At 70.4% G+C, this 21342-nt stretch carries 20 protein-coding genes and 1 tRNA gene; 10 read left to right on the top strand and 11 right to left on the bottom strand.

The features are described 5' to 3' along the window. Position 1: 1 nt before the first annotated feature. Positions 2-1450, bottom strand: a complete 1449-nt coding sequence (gene hfsE, locus DDF62_RS11925; RefSeq protein WP_116489314.1) for a polysaccharide biosynthesis protein HfsE — start codon at positions 1448-1450, stop codon at positions 2-4. 140 nt (positions 1451-1590) lie between these two features. On the opposite strand from hfsE, the gene DDF62_RS11920 reads away from it, so the two are divergent. Continuing rightward, a tRNA-Ser gene (locus DDF62_RS11920) sits at positions 1591-1681 on the top strand. A gap of 299 nt (positions 1682-1980) precedes the next feature. Here DDF62_RS11920 and DDF62_RS11915 read toward each other — a convergent pair. The 5 genes from DDF62_RS11915 to DDF62_RS11895 form a co-directional block, all read right to left on the bottom strand. Then, positions 1981-3888, bottom strand: coding sequence for a BCCT family transporter (locus tag DDF62_RS11915; protein ID WP_116489313.1), 1908 nt, complete (start codon positions 3886-3888; stop codon positions 1981-1983). 72 nt (positions 3889-3960) lie between these two features. Beyond that, complete coding sequence (locus DDF62_RS11910; RefSeq protein ID WP_116489312.1) at positions 3961-4818, bottom strand: ankyrin repeat domain-containing protein; 858 nt, start codon at positions 4816-4818, stop codon at positions 3961-3963. A 44-nt stretch (positions 4819-4862) separates the two neighbouring features. Beyond that, positions 4863-5801, bottom strand: coding sequence for a Tle-like phospholipase domain-containing protein (locus DDF62_RS11905; protein ID WP_165832236.1), 939 nt, complete (start codon positions 5799-5801; stop codon positions 4863-4865). 178 nt (positions 5802-5979) lie between these two features. After that, the gene (locus tag DDF62_RS11900; protein WP_116489310.1) at positions 5980-6300 is read right to left on the bottom strand and encodes an immunity protein YezG family protein; all 321 of its coding nucleotides are present in this window, start codon (positions 6298-6300) and stop codon (positions 5980-5982) included. Positions 6301-6331: 31 nt separating this feature from the next. Then, positions 6332-7471, bottom strand: coding sequence for a DNA/RNA non-specific endonuclease (locus DDF62_RS11895; RefSeq protein ID WP_208866854.1), 1140 nt, complete (start codon positions 7469-7471; stop codon positions 6332-6334). A 158-nt stretch (positions 7472-7629) separates the two neighbouring features. Between DDF62_RS11895 and DDF62_RS11890 the strand changes: the two genes are divergently transcribed. The 3 genes from DDF62_RS11890 to DDF62_RS11880 all read left to right on the top strand — a co-directional run bounded on the left by DDF62_RS11890 (position 7630) and on the right by DDF62_RS11880 (position 10647). Next, on the top strand, positions 7630-9360 hold the full coding sequence (locus DDF62_RS11890; RefSeq protein ID WP_116489309.1) for a LysM peptidoglycan-binding domain-containing protein: 1731 nt from the start codon (positions 7630-7632) through the stop codon (positions 9358-9360). A gap of 145 nt (positions 9361-9505) precedes the next feature. Continuing rightward, positions 9506-10138: a hypothetical protein gene (locus DDF62_RS11885; protein ID WP_116489308.1), complete on the top strand. Its 633-nt coding sequence runs from the start codon at positions 9506-9508 to the stop codon at positions 10136-10138. After that, complete coding sequence (locus tag DDF62_RS11880) at positions 10135-10647, top strand: hypothetical protein (protein ID WP_116489307.1); 513 nt, start codon at positions 10135-10137, stop codon at positions 10645-10647. Before DDF62_RS11885 ends, DDF62_RS11880 begins: the two co-directional genes overlap by 4 nt. A 159-nt stretch (positions 10648-10806) precedes the next feature. On the opposite strand, the gene DDF62_RS11875 is transcribed toward DDF62_RS11880, so the two are convergent. The 5 genes from DDF62_RS11875 to sctU all read right to left on the bottom strand — a co-directional run bounded on the left by DDF62_RS11875 (position 10807) and on the right by sctU (position 14474). Further along, positions 10807-11292 carry a hypothetical protein gene (locus tag DDF62_RS11875; protein ID WP_116489306.1) on the bottom strand — a complete coding sequence of 162 codons (486 nt, stop codon included), beginning with the start codon at positions 11290-11292 and terminating at the stop codon, positions 10807-10809. Between the two features lie 72 nt (positions 11293-11364). Then, positions 11365-12129 (bottom strand): DUF6683 family protein, encoded by a 765-nt coding sequence (locus DDF62_RS11870; protein ID WP_116489305.1) that lies wholly within the window; start codon positions 12127-12129, stop codon positions 11365-11367. Between the two features lie 101 nt (positions 12130-12230). Then, positions 12231-12869: a hypothetical protein gene (locus tag DDF62_RS11865; RefSeq protein ID WP_116489304.1), complete on the bottom strand. Its 639-nt coding sequence runs from the start codon at positions 12867-12869 to the stop codon at positions 12231-12233. Between the two features lie 93 nt (positions 12870-12962). Further along, positions 12963-13334, bottom strand: a complete 372-nt coding sequence (fliO, locus tag DDF62_RS11860; RefSeq protein ID WP_116489303.1) for a flagellar biosynthetic protein FliO — start codon at positions 13332-13334, stop codon at positions 12963-12965. A gap of 12 nt (positions 13335-13346) precedes the next feature. Continuing rightward, positions 13347-14474, bottom strand: a complete 1128-nt coding sequence (gene sctU, locus DDF62_RS11855) for a type III secretion system export apparatus subunit SctU (RefSeq protein WP_116489302.1) — start codon at positions 14472-14474, stop codon at positions 13347-13349. Between the two features lie 474 nt (positions 14475-14948). Here sctU and DDF62_RS11850 point away from each other — a divergent pair, with 474 nt between their 5' ends. The 6 genes from DDF62_RS11850 to DDF62_RS11825 are packed head-to-tail and all read left to right on the top strand — an operon-like array spanning position 14949 to position 21335. Continuing rightward, the gene (locus tag DDF62_RS11850) at positions 14949-15437 is read left to right on the top strand and encodes a lytic transglycosylase domain-containing protein (protein ID WP_208866853.1); all 489 of its coding nucleotides are present in this window, start codon (positions 14949-14951) and stop codon (positions 15435-15437) included. A 13-nt stretch (positions 15438-15450) separates the two neighbouring features. Further along, positions 15451-17460 (top strand): flagellar biosynthesis protein FlhA, encoded by a 2010-nt coding sequence (locus DDF62_RS11845; RefSeq protein WP_116489300.1) that lies wholly within the window; start codon positions 15451-15453, stop codon positions 17458-17460. Positions 17461-17473: 13 nt separating this feature from the next. Then, positions 17474-19384, top strand: coding sequence for a type III secretion system outer membrane ring subunit SctC (sctC, locus tag DDF62_RS11840; protein WP_133244918.1), 1911 nt, complete (start codon positions 17474-17476; stop codon positions 19382-19384). A 4-nt stretch (positions 19385-19388) separates the two neighbouring features. Then, positions 19389-20570, top strand: coding sequence for a SctD/MshK family protein (locus DDF62_RS11835; RefSeq protein WP_116489298.1), 1182 nt, complete (start codon positions 19389-19391; stop codon positions 20568-20570). A gap of 30 nt (positions 20571-20600) precedes the next feature. Next, positions 20601-20909, top strand: a complete 309-nt coding sequence (locus tag DDF62_RS11830) for a hypothetical protein (protein WP_101717465.1) — start codon at positions 20601-20603, stop codon at positions 20907-20909. A gap of 24 nt (positions 20910-20933) precedes the next feature. Continuing rightward, complete coding sequence (locus DDF62_RS11825) at positions 20934-21335, top strand: hypothetical protein (protein ID WP_101712230.1); 402 nt, start codon at positions 20934-20936, stop codon at positions 21333-21335. The last annotated feature ends 7 nt before the right edge of the window (positions 21336-21342 follow it).

Genomic DNA, 21342 nt, shown 5'->3' with positions numbered 1-21342 from the left:
GTCAGCGCACGGCGGTCTTGTCGCCCAGCAGGCAGGGGACGGTCATCAGGATCACGTAGAGGTCCAGCCAGAACGACTGGCGCTCGATATATTCGACGTCGTAGGCCACGCGCTGGCGCACCAGCTCGGGGGTGTCGACCGCGCCGCGTGAGCCCTTGATGGCCGCCCAGCCGGTGACGCCGGGCTTCATGCGGTGGCGATGGGCGTAGGTGGCCACCAGCTTGGCCGACTCCACGTCGCCGGTCATCATGCCGATGGCGTGCGGGCGCGGGCCGACCATCGACATCTCGCCGGCCAGCACGTTGAACAGCTGCGGCAGCTCGTCGAGGCTGGTGCGGCGGATGAACTTGCCGACGCGGGTCACGCGGTCGTCGCCGACGCTGACCTGGCGCGCGGCCTTGGCGTCGGCCATGTCGTGCCGCATCGAGCGGAACTTCCAGACCAGGATCGCCTCGTTGTTGAAGCCGTGGCGGCGCTGGCGGAAGAACACCGGGCCGGGGCTGTCCAGCTTCACCGCGATGGCCACGCCCAGCATCACCGGCGCGGCGACGATCAGGCCGACCCCGGCGACCGCCAGGTCCTGCAACCGCTTGGCCATCGCCCGACGGGCGTCGGTGGGGGCGCCCGACAGATCGGCCAGGTGCGACAGCGCGGCGTCACGATCGGCGTCGCCGCCGACGTCGACGATCATGCTGACGGGGTTGGGCAGCTCCGACAGGCGCTCGACCAGCTGGCCGACCCGGGCCTGGGCCGTGGATTCGACGGCGATCACCACGCGGTCGACGAAGGGCATGATGCGGTGGTCGACCAGGGCCTTGGTGTCGCCCAGCACCGGCACGCCCAGCACGGCCTCGGGGGCGCGGGCGGCGCGGTCGTCGAACACGCCCAGCACGTTGACCTCGCCGGTGCGCAGGGCCGCGGCGATCAGCCGCTCGGCGTTGGTGGTGGCGCCCACCAGCACGATGTTGGGCGTCAGCTTGCCGATGCGGCGGCCGTGGCGGACCACGGCCCACCAGGTCGCGTGCAGCGCAAGGAACGCGGGCAGGGCGGCCAGCAGCCAGCCGGTCACGGCGTGCGCGCCCGGCGCCAGCGGCGTCAGGACCACGGCCTGCACGGCGATCGCCGAGGCGCCGATGGCCGAGCCGACGCGCAGCAGGTGGCGGACCAGCGGCTCGCGGTGAGCAAAAGCGTAGGCTTCCAGCCCGTGCAGGGCGACCAGCAGCACGGTCGCGCCCACCAGCGGGGCGACGAGGCCGCCGCTGCGGGCGATCCACAAGGCGAGGGCGACGGCGAGAATCGCATCGGCGACGCGGAAGGCGCGAGTCAGGTTCTGGATCTGCACCCGGGCGCGCGCCGGGGTCAGGCGTTCCGGCCGGAACGGTCCGCGCCGGCTGCGTGCGGCGTCCGACGCGTGGCTAGCGTCCGCTGGGCGGGCGAGGGCGGAACTCATGATCGCTCTTGGGCTTCTGCGCACTGGAGAACGAGGTTCAACCTAGCGTGGCCGTCTGAGCGTCGCGTTAACGCGATTTTCCTTCACGCCTCGATTGTCATTCGCCAGCGAACAGGCTATCGAACCGCTCCCTCTCAGGAGGAGACGTGGCCGAGAGGCTGAAGGCACCGCTTTGCTAAAGCGGCATACCCCAAAAGGGTATCGAGGGTTCGAATCCCTCCGTCTCCGCCATCCCCCTTCCAGAATTCCGCGTTTTGCTCGACCGTCTCGTCGAAGCGCTTCGCCTTGCCTGGCGATCTGGTGGCGGTGGATTGTGGTAAGTTGCTGTAAATTATGTAGAATGTTCGACGTGGAAGGCTTCTTCCCCGCTTTCGCCGACGGTCGCAACATGCCGTCCCCGTACCGCGCCTCGAACCGCATGCGGCTTGGAAGCGCGGCTGACGAAGGCCCACGCCTGCGGAGCCGCCGCCCGCGCCGCGAGGGAATCGCGGCGGCGACTCAGGATCCGCGTGGCGAATCTCCTGGAGCGTCTAGGCTATCCGCCAGCGTTGCAGGTGGTCCAGAACGTCGCTCACCAGCTGATCCTCGGTGAAGCCCGTCACGTCCCGGGGTTTGGCGACGTCGGCGGATAGGGCCATCAGCCGCCATTCCAGCGCGCGGCGGCCCTCGGGCGCGTCGAGCGCGGTAAGGGCGGGGCGCGGCCGCGAGCGGGCCGTCAGTCGATAATGGAACAGCTTGCCGCCTTCGCCGACCGAGGCCGTGAGGGCCAGGCCGTCGTCGTCGCTGGCCAGGGCGGCGGTCAGGCCCTCGGCCTCCAGACCGGCCCGCACGCCTTCCAGCGCCGGAAGGCCCGTGCGCTCGATCTGCCGCAGGATCTCGCGCCGGCTGGCGGGCGAGAGGATCCGCTTCAGCTGCTCGGCCAGAGGCGGCGTCTCGGTGTCGATGGTGCGGCCGGCGACGTCGGCGTTCATCTGCCGCACCAGGCCGATCGACAGCAGGATCATGATCACCGCGAAGGGCAGGGCAGCCACCAGGGTGGCGGCCTGCAGCGCGCCCAGCCCGCCGGCCAGCAGCAGCACGGCGGCCACCAGACCCAGCATCACGCACCAGTACATGCGCTGCCAGCGCGGCGTGTCGTCGGCCCCGCCCGAGGCCATGGTGTCGATGACCAGCGCTCCGGAGTCGGCCGAGGTGACGAAGAACACCGCCACCAGCAGGATCGCCAGGGCCGAGGTGAAGGTCGTGCCCGGCAGCTGCTCGAAGAAGTGGAACAGGGCCGTCGACAGGTCGGCGGTCACGGCTTGCGAGATCGCGCCAGCCGCCTGGCCCATGTCCAGGCTGATGGCGGTGTTGCCGAAGACCGTCATCCACAGGAAGGTGAAGCCGGCCGGGACCAGCAGCACGTTGAGCACGAACTCGCGCACCGTGCGCCCGCGCGAGATGCGAGCGATGAACATGCCCACGAACGGCGACCAGGCGATCCACCAGGCCCAGTAGAACAGCGTCCAGTCCGCCATCCAGGCCCGCGGCTCGTAGGCGTAGAGGGTGAAGGTGCGGCGGATGAAGTGGTCGAGATAGAAGCCGAAGTTCTGCACCAGGGCCTTCAGCAGGAAGCCGGTCGGGCCGATCACCAGCACGAACAGCATCAGCAGGATGGCCAGGATCAGGTTCAGCTCGGACAGCCGCCGCACGCCCTTGCCGACGCCGCTCATCATCGAGGCGGTGGCGGCCGCCATGACCACGGCGATCAGGATCACCTGCACCCAGGCGGTATTGGGTATGCCCAGCAGATAGGTCAGGCCGCTGTTCATCTGCGCCACGCCGAAGCCCAGCGAGGTGGCGATGCCGAAGGCCGTGCCCCAGATGGCGAAGATGTCGACGGCGTCGCCGATCGGGCCGTTGATGCGCTTGCCCAGCAGCGGCGACAGCCCCGAGCGCAACGTCAGCGGCAGGCCCTTGCGGTGGGCGAAGAAGGCCAGGCTCAGCCCCACCACCGCATAGATCGCCCAGGCGTGGACGCCGTAGTGGGTGAAGGTGATGACCATCGCCTCGCGCGCGGCCTCGAAGCTGCGCGGTTCGACCTCGGGCGGGTTGATGTAGTGCTGGATCGGCTCGGCGACGCCGAAATACATCAGGCCGATGCCCATGCCGGCCGCGAACAGCATGGCCAGCCACGAGACGTAGGGAAAGTCAGGCTCGGAGTCGTCGGGCCCCAGTTTCAGCGCGCCGGTGGGGCCCAGGGCCAGGAACAGAACCAGGCCCAGAAAGCCGGCGACGGCGGCGACGTAGAACCAGCTGAAGGTGTCGATCACCCAGGCCTGGGCGGTCTTGAAGACGCGGTCGGAGAAGTCCGGAGCGGCGACGGCGAAGACGAGAAGCAGCCCGATGATCAGGCTGGCGCCCCAGAACACACGAGGGTTCATCTTGGTGGTCAGCATCCCCAACCTTAACGGCGGAGGCCCGATCGCGCCACCCGTGGGGCCTTCGCATGTTCGGAACGCGGTTCGGCGTCAGCGTGGCCGCTTGTCGCCGCTCTCGGTCCAGAAGCGCCGCATGCGGGCCGTCACCGCCTCGGGCGGGGCGGTCTTCCAGCCAGCCGCGCGCGCTTCGGCCGGGGGCCAGGCGCTGGTCAGGACGAGGCGCCGGGTCTGCTTGGCGTCGGGGCCGCCGGGAATGCGCCAGCCGGCCTTCTTCAGGGCCTCGATCACGCGCGGGCGGGCGGCTTGCTCCTCGGGCTCGCCGGGGCGCACGGGGCCGGCCAGTACGGTCCCGACCGTCTCGCCGTTGCTGCCCACGCTCCAGGGATCGGCGCCCTTTTCCAGCAGCAGGGCGGCGATGCGGAAGTTCTGCTGCTCCACCGCCAGCCGCAGGGGCGTGGCGCCGGTGGCGTCGTGGTCGTTGATCTTGGCGCCGTGCTGCACGAGCAGGCGCACCGCCCCCAGCGAGTTCAGGCCGATCGCGGCCTTCAGCGGCCAGTAGGCCTCGCGCCGCTGCGGGCTGGCGCCGGCTTGCAGGAGCTGGGTGGCGAAGCCTGGGTCGGTGGCGCGCAGGGCCAGGCTCAGTGGGACGGCGTCGCCGGCCCCGTCGGGCGGGACGCCCAGGTCCAGCAGGGCCGCGACCATCGGCTTGTCGCAGCGGGCGACGGCCAGGCTGAGGAGGTCGCCGTTGGGTCCGCCCCGCGTGGTCTTCAGCGCCGGATCGGCGCGCAGGCGGCGCTGGGCCTCGCCGACATCGCCCTTCAGCACGGCCGACATCGCCTCGCGCCCGGCCTGGCCGTGATCGGCGGCCGCCAGGGCGGCGCGGCTGTCGGGCAGGGCGGTTCCGCCCACGAAACACGAGGCCAGCGCGACGTCCGTCATCATCACCATCGAAGCCGCCAGGGCGGCGATTGCTGCGGGTCGGATCACGGGCCTCAGTTGGCCGTGGCGCGATAGGCCGCGTCAAGGCTGGACGACAGCCAGGCCTGGCCGTGCAGGTCGCCCAGCGAGGCGTCGCCCGCCGACTGGCCCTCGGGGCCGACCGGCGTCAGCACGTGCCGCTCGCCATAGGCCGGCGGGGCGTCGGCCAGCAGCCCGCCGAAGATCGCGCCGGGGATGCCGCCGATCAGGCCGCCCAGGCCCGCGCCCAGCCAGCGATCGCCGCCGTCCTGCACCCGGCTCAGCGGATCGCCGTCCAGATAGTAGGCGTCGACCTGCGGGGCGGCCGCGCCGCCGGCCCGGGCCGCGTCCAGCGTGTCCTCGTGCAGGCCCGCGGCGTTGAAGGTGTCGGCCGGCAGGCCCGAGGCCACGGCCGCCGCCGAGGCCAGGCCCCCGCCCAGCGAATGGCCGGTCAGGGTGACGTCCTCGCCGGCCGTGCGCAGCCGCTCGCCGATCACCAGCGCCTTGTCGTAGTGGCCGGAGTCCAGCCCCAGGCCCTGCTGGAAGTTGTTGCGCCAGTCCTCGGCGTTCTGGCTGCCGCGGAAGGCCACCACATAGTCGCCCTGGGCGTCGACATAGACCCGGGCCCGGAAGCTCGAGCCGGGTTCTTCGAGGTCGGTCGGGTCCAGGCCCAGCCGCGCCAGGTCGTCGGCGCCCGCCACTTCCCAGCCGGCCGGCGGGTTGGGGGTGTCGTTGTAGACGTCGGCGGCCAGGGCCATGTGCACCCGCGCTTCGGCCAGTTCGGCCGACTTGCCGCCGCCGGCCGCGACCGCCGAGATCCGCACGTCGGCCTGGGCCGTGGTCGCGATCGCCGGACGCGAGGCGGGAGCGTCCCACTCGGACGCCACCCGGGCGTCGACGGCGACCCGCGCGCTGGCGCCGGTGTCGAAGCGGTCGCTCGCCGCGCTGATCCCTGATCCGCCCTCGATACGCATGACCCTGTCCCTCGGTGTCTTCGTCAGGACCAGGATGCTGCGCGCGACGGCGGGGAGGGGATAGTTGGGGAATTCCCTAGTGCGGTGGGGAGAGTTTGTCGGAGCAGCAGCTGCGACACCCAACATCAAATCCCGCCATCCCCGCCACGAGGGCGGGAACGACGGGAGATAAAAGGCCTCAAGCCGTCGCGTAGTCGTACTTCAGGTCGAACGCGCCGTCCGACTTCAGCGAGAACACCGCCTTCGACCACGGCTCGTGGGCGCTGGACGCCGTCAGGCGGTGCAGGTTCCGCAGCGCCTTCGACACCGTGTAGTCCAGCTTGCGCACGTCCAGGTCGGCCACGTCGCCGGCGGCCTTGGTGTAGTCGCCGGTCAGGCCCACCGAGCCGTCGATGACGTCGATGTTCAGGCGGATCTCCGACCAGGGCTCGGCCACGCTGTCGGCCAGGGCCTGGCCGACGTGGCGGTAGATGCCTTCGGGGCTGTCGATGTCGGCCATGGAATCCTCCGGGAGGCGATCTTGAGCGATTTTAGTCGTTGAAGAAGGTTCGGGTCGAGGGCTTGCCGTCGATGACGTACTCCACCCTGAACGCATCGGGCCGCTTGGAGTCGCCCTCGAACACCGCCTTGATGTCGACGTCGACCTGCTTGCCCTCCTTCAGGGCGGCGGCCCACTCGTTCTCCATCACCTTCCAGCCGCTCTTGTTCAGCGTGCCGTCCATGGCGTGATAGTTGATCTGCTCGCCGGGGCCGTTGAAGATCGCCGCGATCAGGTGGCCGCCCTCGTCGCCGTCGACCCCGTCCTTGATGCCGCCTTCCTGGCCCGCCTTGGTCTGCTGGTAGCCGTTGCGGTCGGCGTGCTTCAGGTCGAGCGTGCCGGTGACCTGCTCCACGCGGCCGCTGGCGTCGGTGGAATAGGTGTAGCGGCCGCTGACCACGTAGTCGGTGTTGGGCGCCAGCTCGCCGTTCAGCTTGGCGTTCCAGCCGCCCTTGGCGCCCTGGTCCAGCTCGATGCGCGGACGGGCGGCGAGGGCCTCGTCCAGCTTGCGGCTGGCGGTCTCCAGCGTCTGGCGGGCGCTGTCGGGCAGCTTGTCCAGCGGCAGGGCGTCGATGGCACCCTTCAGCTTTTCCAGCGCCGGCTTGGCGGCGGCGGCGAAGGCGCTGTCGACCTTGGCCAGGTCGGCGGCCTTGCTCACCGTCTCGGCCCATTTGCCAAGCTTGCCCAGCTTGGCCGCGTCGCCGATGTAGGGAACCATGCTGACGGCCGAGAGGCCCGCGCCCAGGAAGTCGCCCCGGAACAGCGAGATCACCCCGTTGACGCCGTCCGAGATCGGGGTCGGGTCGAACAGGCCGGCGACGTCCAGCGCCATCTGGCCCAGGTCGAGGATCAGCTCCTGCTTCTGGGCCGCCGTGGCCGCGTCCATGTCGTCGGCCAGGCGCTTCTGGTCGGCGGGCGACAGGTCGGCCTCGATCTCAGCCCGCAGGCTCTGGGCCTTGGCGGGATCGGACCTGGCGATCTCCGAAAGCTGGCCGGCCAGCTCGCTGGTGTTCAGCTGGCCGCCGGTGCGGCTGGCCGCCAGCAGGCCCGAGGCCTCGGTGGAAACGCTGGCGGCGCTGGTGGCGACGCGACTGGAGGCCCCGATGGACTCGGCTGCGTTCAGTCCGGACATGGATGCCTCCGTTGCGCCTCGACTGGCGCGACGATGGCCGGGGGCAGGGGGCGTCGATAGCTGGGGGCGTCCCTAGCTAGGGATAACCCTAGTTATGCCGTCGGCGGCCCGGGACTAGCGTCCTTCCCATAGGAAAGCGTCCGTACCAGGAGTGCCCGATGACCGCCGTGTCCCTCAACACCCAGTCATCCGTTTCAGGCTCCGGCGGCGGCAGGTCCAACGACTACGTGGTCAAGTCCGGCGACACCCTGTCGGCCATCGCCGACAAGCATGGCGTGTCGCTGGACGCGCTGATCCGCGCCAATCCGCAGATCACCAATCCAAACGTCATTCGGCCCGGCCAGGAAGTGACCGTGCCTGCGGGCGCCGCGGCCGAGCCGCGCAGCTACACCGTCGAGGCGGGCGACAACCTCTCCAGCATCGGCGCCGAGTTCGGCGTTTCCTGGCAGTCGATCGCCCAGGCCAACCGGCTGTCGAACCCCAACCTGATCAATGTCGGCCAGGAACTACTGATCCCCGGCGGCGGAACGGCCGCGCGGCCCGCGCCCGCAACGACCGACGCAGCGCCGACCTCGCCGACCACCACGGGCCAGGCGACCGGCGCGCTGCCTTCGACGAAGGGCATGAGCGAGGCCCAGAAGTACGAGCTCTATTCCGGCTACGTGAACGCCTATGGCGACGCCCAGGCCAAGGCCGATCTCGCCGCCGGCAAGCAGGTGATCCTGGGCCTGCGCACCGAGACCAGCCTGAACGCCAACGGCGGCAAGGGCGCCTATGACGACCGCGTCGTCGTGCTGCAGAAGGGCGGCAAGGTCCAGGAGTTCGCGGCCAACACCGAGCCCTCGGCCCAGTACGACGGCCGCTACGGCGCCGACTTCAACGGCGACGGCCGCAAGGAGCTGGGCCGGATCGCCGAGGGCACGGTCACCTTCCAGAAGAGCACGAGCTCCAGCCTGGGCGACGTGCTGCGTCCGACCGAAAGCCACGCCATCCAGCGCGACACCAATCACGACGGCCGGATCGATGACGCCGACGCCAAGGGCAAGGGCGTCAGCACCGACAACTCGTTCCTGTTCCACGCCGGCGGCAACAGCAACACCGGCTCGGCCGGCTGCCAGACGCTGAAGCCCGGCGACTTCCAGGCGTTCTGGAACGGCCTGGGCGGCCAGAAGGCCTTCAACTACGTGCTGGTCAATGTCGACAGGCAGGGCCCGCCCGGCGGCGCGACCACGACGACGCAGGCCTCGGCGTCGAGCGACGCGCGGATCGGCGCGCTGTCGGAACAGTACGAGACTGGCGGACGCGGCCCCGGCACGGTGTCGAGCGGCGCGGGCGATCCGGGCGGCGTTTCCTACGGCACCTATCAGCTGGCGGGCAATCGTGGTCGGCCCCAGCAGTTTCTCGCCGCCGAGGGCCGGCAGTGGGCGGCCGAGTTCGGCGGGGCCTCGCCCGGTTCGGCCAGCTTCACCGCCACCTGGAAGGCGATCGCCGCCCGCGAGCCGGAAAAGTTCGAGGCCGCCCAGCACGACTACATCCAGCGCACCCACTACCAGGTGCAGCTCGACACGGTGAAGGCCGCCACGGGCCTGGATCTTTCGACCCGCTCGGCGGCGATCCGCGACGTGGCCTGGTCCACCTCCGTGCAGCACGGGCCCGAGACCGGCGCCATCGTCAAGGCGATGGCCAGGGTCGAAGGGCAGGGGCTCTCGCCCGCCGACGGCAAGGCCTATGACCGCGCCCTGATCAACGCGATCTACGACGAGCGCGGCAAGCGCAACGACGCCGGACAGCTGGCCTATTTCACCAGCGCCTCGGCCGCCGTGCAGGTCTCGGTCGCCAACCGCTTCGCCAGCGAACGCCAGGACGCCCTGGCCATGCTGGGCCGCTGAGAACCGCCGTGGCGGGCCGGCGTTGAAGACGCATAGGCCCGTTCCGGATCACCCGACGATGAAGTTTGCTCCCCCAACCCTCATCGCCCTCGCACTGGCCGTTGCCGGTTGTGAGCGACCGGCGGCGGCCGATCCCCCCCTACCCATGGCCGCCGCCGGCACCGCGCAGGGACCTGCGGGCAAGTATGTGATGAGCGGCCAGCGTCGCGGCCTGCTGACCCTGACGCCCAAGGGCGAGACCTGGCGCGTCAGCCTGTCTGGCGGGGCCTTGTCCGACGGCGCGGCGACGGCGGCCGACTGCGAGCTCGAGGCCGAGGGGGCGCTGAAGGACGGCCGCATCGAGGCGCGGGTCGTGCCCTTCGAAGGAACGAACATCAGCCTCAGCGCCGCCGACCTGGCGGCGCGACCCGCGACGGCGCGGGTGACTCTCAACGCGGAGACGGCCAGCGTGAGCACCGACTTCCAGGGCTGCGGCGTCGGCGCCGACCTTTCCGGCCGCTACGTGCGACAGGCGCCGGGCGCGATCTCCGAGGGGGATCGCGTGACCGATCTGGCGGCGGCTTTGCCGGACGCACGGCTGACGATCCTCGACGGCTATCCCTGGGCCAGGTTCGCCATCGAGCGCGGCGGCAAGCGGCTGGCGGTCGTGCAGTTCGACGGCGAGAACGAGGAGTTGGCCGACGGCCGCAACAGTCAGCAGGCGGTTGGAGCGCAGGTCGGCTGGGCCGCGCTGAAGCCGGCCCTGCGGGTCGTCAAGGTCGACGGAGGCGCGTCGTGATCCGCCCCGTCGAGCGCGCCTCGGGCGCGGACCTCTCCACCTGGACCCCGTCGACCACGGCGGCGCGGGCCGGCGTCGCCCGCCTGGCGATCGAGGCCATGGCCACCGTCGCCGGCGCGGCCCTGGTGGATCCGCTGCGCGGCGGCGATCGCGGCCAGGCCGCCGCCTTCGTCTGGGCCGAGCACGGCCAGGGAAGCATGGCCCAGGTGGGCGCGGATCTGCGGATCCTGGCGGCCCAGAGCGGCCAGTCTGTGGCCGGCCGGTTGTCGGCCACCTCGCCGGTGGACGCCGGCCGCATCGAACGGGTGCTGGCCGACTTCGCCCGCGAGCTGCGGGCCCAGGCCGTCGACAAGCCGCACCTGACGCCTTCGGCCATCGTCGAGCCGCTGCTGCGCTCGGTCGCCGCCGGCCTGCAGCGCGAGCCGGCGCCGGGCGTGGCGCGTGGCGACGTGGTCGAACAGTTCGTGCGGATCATCGACGGCGCGACCGCCGAGCTGAAGGCGGTCTAGGGGCCTTTGTGATCGTCATCCCGGCCGGAGCGAAGCGGAGAGCCGGGACCCAGGAGTCGACGCACTGCCTATTGCCCCTGGGTCCCGGCTCTACGGCCCGCTTCGCGCGCCTCCGGCCGGGATGACGACCTTTGAGTTGAACCCTCAACTGCCCTTTGCTTAGCCCCCCGCGCCGTCATCGGTGCGGGTCAGGTTGGCCAGGGCGGCGGCGGGGCGGTCGAGCTTGTTGTGGACCGCCAGGGTCACGTCCATCCAGGCCTGGCCGCGCATCTGGCTCCACCACTCGTCGTGGACGGCAGCCTGGAAGTCGCCGTTGACCCGTTCGGAGCGGGTCTCGACCACGGGATCGGCCACGGTGTCGGCGGTGTCCTCCACGACGCCCACCGTGTCGTCGACCACGCCGCCGACGCCGTCCAGCAGGCCGCCCAGGCCCTTGGCCAGCAGCGCGCCTTCCAGCGCGCCGCGCTGGGCGGGCGGCAGGCCCTTCAAGGCTTGAGCGGTGTCGGCCGGACCGGCGGCGGCGAAGGCCGCGGCGTCCACCTCGCCGGTGCGCTGGAAGCGGTCGACGGCGTCGTCGAGACGGCCGGGGCGGGGGGCTGGCGCGGCGGCGGCGCGGGCGGCGGCGGAAGGGTTTTGCACGATCATGGCCGGGGCCTCCTCAAGTGCAGCCTGCGCCGGGCCCGTCGCCGCCGCTATTGGGGTTTTCCCGAGCGGGGATCAGCGCACGAAGCCGGCCTCGGTCAGCTTCAGCTGCCGCAGGTCGATGCTCATCTCGTTGCGGAAGCGGGCCACCGCCGCCTCCGACAACTGGCGGCTCAGCGTGGTGTTCTTCTTGGCGTTGGCGTCGGAGAAGGCCGAGCCCTGGGCCACGAAGTTCAGCATGAACACCTCGGCCATCTCCTGCTTGCCGGCGTCGTCGAGGCGGCCGAAGGCGGGGTTGGAGCCCAGCGCCTGCGAGACCTGTCCGCGCACGCCCTGCACCTGGGCGCGGTTGGCGAAGGGCACGTTGTTGGCGATCTGCCAGTTCTGCACCCAGTAGGCGGTCATGGCGTCGGCCACGTCGCCGCGCCGCAGGCCGTCGACCGCCACGTGCTTCTCCCAGGCGCCCAGCAGGTCCTTCTGCTGCACGGCTTGGCGCAGGCGCTCGCCGTTGGCCGGGTCGCGCTTGGCGACGAAGTCTGCGAACTGGCCGCGCACGCGCGTCGAGACGGCGGGCGAGGGGCGGTAGCGGGTGTTGGCCGCCGCGGCGTTGCGCTGCTGGGCCGACAGGCTGGCGCCGGGCGCGGGCCGGGCCGTCGTGGAGCGGGCGCGGCCGCCGCGCTGCACCGTCGAGCCCAGCACGTTGTTCATCTGGCCCACCGACATCATCGACGAGCCGAAATCCATGTACTGGGTGCCGATGCTGGAGAAGTCCTGCGCCGCGGCCGGCAGGCCGATCATCAGGGCGATGGCGCTGAGCGCGGGAACGAGGCGGCGGTTCATCCGGTGTGCTCCACTGTTTTTCCAACCCTGACGTGCAATATTGACAAGAAAACGACAGGCGGCCAGATGGCCGCCTGCCTTTTCTACTGTCGAGCTTGAGCTTAACCCTTGCGGGCGAGGGTCGAGCCGGCTTCGCCGATGGACTTGATCGAGTTGTTCAAGGCCTGGCTGACCATGTTCATCTCCTGGCCCAGGGCCTGGATCTCGGCGGTCAGCTGACCGTACTTGGAGTCCTTGGAGTCCAGGCCGCCCAGTTCGTCGGTCTTGGCCTTCATCTGACCCATCTTGCCGTCCATCACCTTGCCGAGGGCCTTGGCCAGGGCGACCAGGAAGCTGTCGCCCTTGGTCGACTTGCCTTCGCCGCCATCGCGGACGCTTTCCAGGATCGAGCTGGTCCAGCTCTGGGCCACGTCCTCGGCGGTGCGTTGCAGGTCGCCCTGCTCGGCCGGGCTGAAGCCGAAGGTGTCGGCCGCGCCCTGGACCGCTTCGGTCAGGCTCTGGGCCGCGCCGCCCGGATTGCCGCTGGCGGCCTGGAAGACGCCTTGGGCCAGGTCGATCACGCCCTGCGGCAGGCCCAGCTGCTGACCGACCTGCTGGATCACCTGGCTGGCGACCGAGCTGATGATCTGCTGGAAGATCGACTGGAAGGCCAGCGAGGTGCCGCCGGTGAGCGCCGCCAGGGCGACGGTGCTGAACAGGCTGCCGATGTTGAGACCGCCGCCGCTGAAGATGCCGGACATGTTTCGAACTCCGCGATTTGAAATCTTGCTGTCCTCGGTCCCGCGTTCATCGCTGCGACCTGACGCCGCAAGACAACCATCGCGGGTCGATCGTCAGTAGTCGGGTCGTTCCCTAGCTAGGGTTTTCCCTATCAGCCGGCGCATGGCGGCTGAGGGCTGGGCCGCGCGCATCCGGGCCTCGTCGGCGGCGCGGACCTCGGCGGCGAGCTCCTCGGGGCTGCGCGTGCGGCGGTCCAGAACGGTGATCTGGCCGGCGGTGACGCCCAGCAGAAACACCTCGTCGCGATAGGCCACCAGGGTCAGCCGCTCGCGCTGGCCCACGGGCAGGGCCCGCAGGTAGCGGATCTGGTCGTCGCTGGCGGGGCCGGCCTGAACCCGCTTGAGCAGCTTCAGCGAGAAGAACGCCAGGCCCAGCACGATGGCCAGGGCGATGGCGACGGTCAGCAGGTCGAGGATGGCGCTCACGAGGGCTCCAGGTCAGGGCAGGGGCGGGAAGGTCGGGCCGGGCGGCGGCCCTTCTGGCGGTTCTTCGGCGGCGGCCCTGGCCTGCTCGTCCTTCAGCCGGCGGGCCCAGAGGATCACCTCGGCCACGGCGGCGAACAGGTCCTGGGGCACGATGTCGTCGATGGCGGCCTTGTCGCGCAGGGCGCGGGCCAGCTCGACATTGCGGATGATCGGAACGCCCGCTTCCTCGGCCGCCTCGCGCATGGTTTGGGCGATCGGTCCCTCGCCCTTGCCCAGCAGCACCGGGGCGGCGTGTTCGGCCGGGTCGTAGGCCAGGGCGCAGGCGATGTGGGTGGGGTTCACCACCAGCACCGAGGCGTCGCGCGCGGCCTGTGCGGCGTTCTGCTGCGCCCACTCCTGGTGCAGCTGCCGCCTCTGCGCCTTCACGTGCGGATCGCCCTCGGAATCCTTCATTTCCTGGCGGATGTCGCGCCGGCTCATCCGCATCTTCTTGGTGAAGCTGTGGCGCTGGTAGGCCAGGTCCAGCAGCGACACGAAGACGAACAGCACCACCGTTCCGGCCAGCAGCTTGAAGGTCAGCCCGCCGTAGGCCGACAGCGCGCCGTCGGCCTCGCCGGCCGGCAGCGCCATCAACTGGTCGAACGACAGCGCCACGACGATCCAGGTGAAGATCCCCAGCAGCAGGGTCTTGGCCAGCGACTTGGCCACCTCGAACAGGTTGTCGAGGCTGAACATCCGCTTGAGCCCCTCGCCGGGGTTCATGTGCGACATCTTCGGGCTCATCTTCTCGAAGGTGAAGACCGGGCCCACCTGGCCGAACTCGGCCAGCATGCCGAAGATCGCCACGGGCACGAAGGTGATCGCCGTCAGCAGCACGAAGGCCTTGCCGGCGGCCGCGCCGGCGATCGGCCAGGCCTCGGCGAAGGGCCGGTCCATCACCGCGAACACCTCGTCGAAGAGGCCGCCCAGCCGGTCGAAGGCGAAGCCCGCCGTCATCGCCCCCAGCAGCAGCCAGACGCCCAGCACCGCGGTCGAGGTCAGGTCCTTGGACTTGGGAACATCGCCCTTCTTGCGGGCGTCCGACAGCCGCTTGGGTGTCGGCTTCTCGGTCTTGTCCCCGCCGTCGTTCTTTTCAGCCATAGCGTGTGTTCTGGCACCGTCGCGATGGGCGTCGGGCGTTCGCCGACCGGTGAGATACCGACAAAGGCCGCAATCATGGCTAAAAAGCGGCGAGCTTAGCCATAGTAGTTGTTAAGCTAAGCCATAGAATTTGTTGTCTGGTAAGCAGTATACTGAGTATGAAAATTGTTTTAACTCCGAGGTTGACAGGATTGATGCGCCAAAGTTAGCTTTTGAATGGGTAGTATGCACAGGCGGGGCGCTGCATAGAGGGACAAATTTATGCGCAAGTTCCGCGTAGTGGCGTCGAGCGTGTGTTTAATATTATTTTCTTCAAGTCCAGTGTTCGCATATGAATGCGTGACTGCCGACGGCTTGAAGTTCAGCAGCGCTCTCCCGATCAATGAAAAGTTCTCGCTGGCGCGCATAGATTGCGTTGAAGAAACACAACCGACAGGGGTGTCGGAACAGCTCCGTCTCTATGACAGCCCCCAGGTGGCGACCGCCGTTATCTCGGCTGGACGTATCGCCCCGGCGCCGGTCGTCATCGCCAGGGGCGCCCGCGGACCGGCCCTCTACGCGCCGCTGGTGGCCGCCGCCGGCCGCGACTTCGACATCGATCCGGACCTGCTGCAGGCGGTCATGCACGTGGAATCGCGAGCTAATCCGGGGGCGATCTCGCCCAAGGGCGCGCGGGGCCTGATGCAGATCATGCCGGCCACCGCCAAGCGCTTCGGCGTGCGCGATCCGGCGGTCGAGCTGGGCGACCCGATGGTCAACATCCGCACCGGCGCGGCCTACCTCAAGACCCTGCAGGGCCACTTCGGCAACGATCTCGAACTGGTGCTGGCGGCCTATAACGCCGGCGAGGGGGCCGTCATGAAGTACGGCCGCAAGATCCCGCCCTATCGCGAGACGCAAGGGTACGTCGCCAGCGTCCTCGACCGCTATCGCGGCCTCGTTTCAGCCCGCGGCGGCTTCTGAGGACCCATTCCCCATGAGCGTCGAAGGCTATCTCAAACGCCTGCAAAGGCGTCCGCGCCAAGGCGTCATGGCGCGTTTCAGCGACCTGTTCCTGGTGGCCGGCGTCGTGGCGATCGTCGCCCTGATGATCCTGCCGCTGCCGGCCCTGGCGCTCGACGCGCTGGTGGCGGTCAACATCTGCTTCGGCGTCATGCTGCTGCTGATCGCCATCTACATCTCGACCATCGTCGAGTTCTCGGTGTTCCCGAGCCTGCTGCTGATCACCACGCTCTACCGGCTGGCCCTGTCGATCGCCACGACCCGGATGATCCTGATCGAGGGCCACGCCGGGCACATCATCGACACCTTCGGCGCCATGGTCGCCGGCGGCAACCTGGTGGTCGGCCTGGTGGTGTTCCTGATCATCACCGTCGTGCAGTTCATCGTCATCGCCAAGGGCGCCGAGCGGGTGGCCGAGGTGGCCGCGCGCTTCAGCCTCGACGCCATGCCGGGCAAGCAGCTGTCGATCGACAGCGACCTGCGCTCGGGCATGATCGACAAGGACGAGGCCAAGCGCCGCCGGCGCGTGCTGGAGATGGAGAGCAAGCTCCACGGCAGCCTCGACGGCGCGATGAAGTTCGTCAAAGGCGACGCCATCGCCAGCATCATCATCGTGGTCATCAACCTCTTGGGCGGCCTGGCCATCGGCATGCTGCAACAGGGCCTCGACTTCGGCTCGGCGATCCACAAGTACTCGATCCTGACCATCGGCGACGGCATGGTCACCCAGATCCCGGCGCTGCTGGGCGCCATGGCCGCCGGCCTGATCGTCACCCGCACCACCGACGAGGACAGCGAGACCCACCTGGGCGACGCCATGCGCCGGCAGTTCGCGGCCAAGCCCCGGGTCTTCCTCGTGGCCGGCGGCATCTGCTGGCTGATGGCCCTGGTGCCCGGCTTCCCGGTGATCGTGTTTCTGCTGCTAGGCGGCGTGGCCATCGTCACCGGCGCCCTGGTCGACGCCGACATGCGCGCTCGCCTGACCCGCAGGATCGCTCCGGCCCGCGCCGCCGCCGACGAGGCCAAGGCCTCGCCCGCCGCCGCCCGCACCAAGGTCACCGAGACCCAGCCCGTGGTGCCGCTGCTGCTCGAGCTCGACGGCGACGCCGTGCGCCGCCACGAGGCGGCCGTCATGACCCGGGGCCTGGAAGAGGTGCTGGAAGAGTTCGAGCTGCGCCTGGGCGTGGCCCTGCCGCGCGCCTCGTTCCACTACGGTGAGGGCGCCGGCGCCCCGCGCTGGCGGCTGCTGGCCTTCGAGGCCCCGATCGGCGCCGGCGAGCTGGCCCATCCGGCCGACCTCTCCGAGCTGCAGGACGCCGTACGCCAGGCCCTGCGCCGCAACGCCGGCCTGTTCGTCGGCATCCAGGAGGCCAGCAACCTCCTGACCCGCGCCGGCGGCGAATATCCCGAGGTGGTCAAGGAAGCCGCCCGCGCCCTGCCTCTGGCCCGCATCGCCGAGGTCATGCGGCGCCTCGCCGAGGAAGAGGTGCCGCTGCGCAACCAGCGCGACATCCTCGAGGCCCTGGCCGACGCCGGCCAGCGCGAGAAGGATCCGCTGGCCCTGACCGAGTTCGCCCGCGTCGCCCTGCGCCGCCAGATCAGCCACCGCTACGCCCCCGACGGCGCCCTGAAGGCGGTGGTGCTGGAGCCGGCGCTGGAGCAGCACCTGCGCGAGGCCATCCGCACCGGCGGCGGCGCCCAGCAGCTGGCCCTGGATCCCGAGATGAGCCGCCGCGTCACCGACGCCATCCTGGCCAAGGTCGACGAGACCGGCGCCACCGTCGTCCTGGCCGCCATCGACCTGCGTCGGCACGTGCGCAAGCTGATCGAGGCCCGCGCCTTCGACCTGGGCGTCCTGTCCTTCCACGAACTGCTGCCGACCCTGCGGCTGGACGTGACCGGCCGCGTGGCCTTCCCGCGCGAGCCCCTGACCGTAGTGCCCAACGATCCCGACCCGCCGCCGCCCGCGTCCGCGGCCGCCTGAACCCGGAGACAGAATGTCGCTTCCGAAGGATAGAACTGCTGTTCGCCGCGCCGCCCGGATGGGCGTGGCCGCGGCGGTCGCCGCCGCCCTGGCCGCGACGGCGCCCCAGGTCCAGGCGGGCGAGGTCCCGCTGGGCGCGCGCAGCGTCGACCTGACGGCGCGCGAGCAGCCGATCGCCCAATTCCTGCAGAACTTCTACAATCAGGTCGGCGTGCCGGTGGTGATCTCCTCGCAGGTCGCCGGCACCATCAACGGCGTGTTCCGCGGCCCGGCCGCCAAGATCGACGCCGACATCGCCAAGGCCTTCGACCTCGTCACCTACTACGACGGCGGCGCGGCCTATGTTTACACCGCCGCCCAGCTGTCCAGCCGAAGCTTCCCGATCTCGGGCTCGGCCTCGCGGCGGGTCGACCGGGCCGCCCGGCAGCTTGGCCTGCTCGACAATCGCAACACCCTGCGCGCCACCGGCGACATGCTGGTGGCCACCGGCGCGCCGCGCTTCCTGCAACAGGTCGACGAGCTGGCCCGCGGCGGGGTGCAGGCCGAGGCCGCTTCGCCGACCCTGCAATATCGCGTGTTCTACCTGCGCTACGGCTGGGCCGACGACGTGAACCTGACGGTGGGGTCGCGCCAGGTGACCATTCCGGGCGTGGCCTCGATCATCCGCTCGCTGGTCAGCTCCGATCCCAACGAACGATCCGGCGCGGCCGCCCGCAGCGAGACCCCGATCCCAGCCGCCGTCCAGGGCCTGCGCGGCCAGGGCCTGGCGACGCTGGGCACGCCCAATCCCGGCGGCGCCTTCTACGGCGGCCAGGACGGGCAGGGGACGCTCGGCATGCCGCTGGCCAACGAGCAGACCGGCGTCTACTCGCCGCAGAACCCGATCCGGGTGCAGGCCGACAGCCGCCTCAACGCCGTCATCGTCCGCGACGTGGCCGAGCGCATGTCGGCCTACGAGGAGCTGGTCCGCGCCCTCGACGTCGAGCCGCAACTGCTCGAGGTCGAGGCGGCGATCATCGACATCGACACCACCAAGGCCCGCGACCTGGGCGTCAACTGGCGCTTCGACGACGGCAACGGCGGCATCCAGTTCGGCCGCGGCCCCAATGCGCCGGCGGGTCTGGAGGACGGCAACCTGGTGCGCGGCAACACCTCGCCCAAGCCCTACCAGGGTCTGCTGGCCTCGACGATCATCGGCAACGGCGACTATTTCGCCGCCCGCCTCAACGCCCTGGAGACCGAGGGCGTGGCCCGGGTCGTCTCGCGGCCGCAGATCGTCACCCTGTCGAACGTCGAGGCGGTGTTCGAGAACAGCCGCGACTTCTACGTCCGCCTGGCCGGCGAGCGCGACGTCGACCTCTTCAATGTCACCGCCGGCACCACCTTGCGCGTCACCCCGCACGTCACCCGCGACGGAACCCAGACCCGCATCCGCATGCTGGTGACCATCGAGGACGGCTCGCTGACCAACGCCAGCGTCGACAACATCCCCGTCGTCCGCCGCGCCGCGCTCAACACCCAGGCCCTGATCCAGGAGGGCCAAAGCCTGCTCTTGGGCGGCATGACCGTGCAGTCCGACACCACCGGCTCGCAGAAGATCCCGGTGCTGGGCAACATCCCGGTGCTGGGCAACCTGTTCAAGGTGCAGCAGCGCAGCAGCGGCCGCATCGAGCGGATGTTCCTGATCACCCCGCGCCTGGCCTCGATCGCCGCGCCGCGCTCCACCACCCAGGCGGGCCTGCGCTATGACGCGCCCGCGTCCGGGTTCGAGAACGCCCCGCTGCCGGCCGCGCCCAAGCTGCCGTCCGACCGCAAGCCGCCGCCGAAGTCGGCGCCGCGCGGGCCCGCCCAGCCGCTGCCGCCCGCGCCGCCCCCGGCGCCGGAACCCTACGGCACGATGAAACCCATCCCCAATCCGAGCTAGGCCCATGACCGATCAAGCCCTGCTGTCCGACGAACCGACCGAAGTTCCCGCCGCCACGCCGTCCGAGGCGCTGGTCGTCAAGGTGCTGTCCGGCCGCGTCGCCGGCGCCGTCCTGCCATTGCCGGCCGGCGAGAGCGCCGAGCTCGGCCACGGCTTCGACGCCGACATCGTCCTGCGCGACCCCAGCGCCAGAGGCGTGCGCGTTCGCCTGACCGCCGGCGAGGAGTCCGCCGAGATCGAGGTGGTTTCCGGCCAGGTCGAGATGCTCGGCCACCGGCTGGAGGCCCCGGCCCGCGCGGTTCTGCCCTGCTACGTGCCGCTGATCGTCGGCGACAACGCCCTGGCCCTGGGCCGCGAGGAAAGCCCCCGCTGGCGCGAGGCCGAGCGGCTGCTGGCCGCCTCGGGTCCGGCCGCCGAAGCCGCCGCGCCGGCGCGGGAGGAGGGCGACTTCTTCGAGGACGGCCGCAGCCTGCTGCGCCGCACGCTCGACCGCGGCGTCCAGGTGGTCGGCTCCACGCCCCACCTCGTGCCGGCCCTGGTGTTCGGCGCGGCCCTGGCCTGCGTCACCTACGCGGTGGCCAACGTGCCGCGCTTCGGCGACCAGGAGGCCAGTCCCTCCAAGGTGCACGCCCTCCTGCGCCAGGAGGGCTACGGCGCCCTGGCCGTGCAGCCCGAGGCGAACGGCAAGCTTGTCATCGCCGGGGTGCTGAACCGCGACGCCGAGAAGGCCCGCCTGGCTCGCCTGGTCAGCTCGCGCGAGCTGCCCGCCCGGGTCGAGGTCGTCACCAGCGAGGGCCTGGCCCAGAACGTCGAGGACGTCTTCCAGGCCAACGGCCTGGCCGCCACCGCCCGTCCCAACGGCCTGGGCCGCGTGCGGGTGCAGGTCACCGGCCCCTCCGACGAGGTGGCCAAGGTCGAGAAGATCGCCCTGCACGACGTCAAGGGCCTGCGCGACCTCGACGTCGCCCGCGCCGCCGGCGGCGACCGCTTCGGCGCGGTCTTCGACCAGGGCCCCGGCAAGCGCGTGGTGGCGGTGGTCGGCGGAGACGCCGGCTACGTCGCCACCGCCGACGGCGCCCGCTACTTCGCCGGCTCCACCCTGCCTACGGGCGACCGCATCGTCGGCGTCGAGAGCCAGGCCGTCGTCGTCGAGAAGGACGGCGCCACCACCCGCCTGATGTTCTGAAATTCCAATCCCATACGAGGAGAAGCGACCATGTCCGACAGCAGCATTTCCGGCTTCAGCAGCGCCTCCGTCGCGCCCAGCCTGGCCGGCTCCAACAACAAGAACCGCCCCGGCAGCTGGTTCGAGGCGATGGCCCACGCGTGGGGCCAGGTGCTCGACGCCCAGGCCGTGAAGATCACCGAGCTCTCCGACCAGATCGGCCCCGGCGGCGAGGACAAGCCCTCGGTCATGGCCCAGCTGACCGCCGAGAGCCTGCGCATGAACTTCATGGCCAACTCGGAATCCACCTCGGTCGACAGCGTCGGCCGCGCCCTCGAAACCATGGCCCGCAAGAACTAAGCGCGTCTTTCAGGAGAGGACGCCATGTCCTTCGATCCCGTTTCGGCGGCCGCCCTGGCCATGCCCCAGGAAGCCGCGCCGCAGGTGGCCCAGGTCGGCTACGGCGCCAGCCTCACCGACGCCGTCCAGTTCCAGAACGCCCTGCACACCGCCGGCGCCTCGCAGGTGGCGGGGCTCGGCGGCCCCGAAGCCCTGGCCCCGGCCATGAAGGGCGTCTTCAATCAGCTGGAGTTCGTCAACAGCCAGGCCTCGAACCTGGCCGCCCACGCCAAGGCCGCCGAGGCCAAGGGCGCGGCGATCACGCCCGGCGAGATGATCGGCCTGACCGTCCAGTGCCACGAGTTCATGTTCAACTGCCAGTTGACTTCGAACATCGCCAACCGCACGTCCGACGGCCTGCAGCAGCTGTTCCGGCAGCAAGCCTAGGGTGGCG

Source organism: Caulobacter radicis, from assembly GCF_003094615.1.
GTDB classification, from domain to species: domain Bacteria; phylum Pseudomonadota; class Alphaproteobacteria; order Caulobacterales; family Caulobacteraceae; genus Caulobacter; species Caulobacter radicis.
This window is presented reverse-complemented; position numbering and strand designations above follow the sequence as displayed.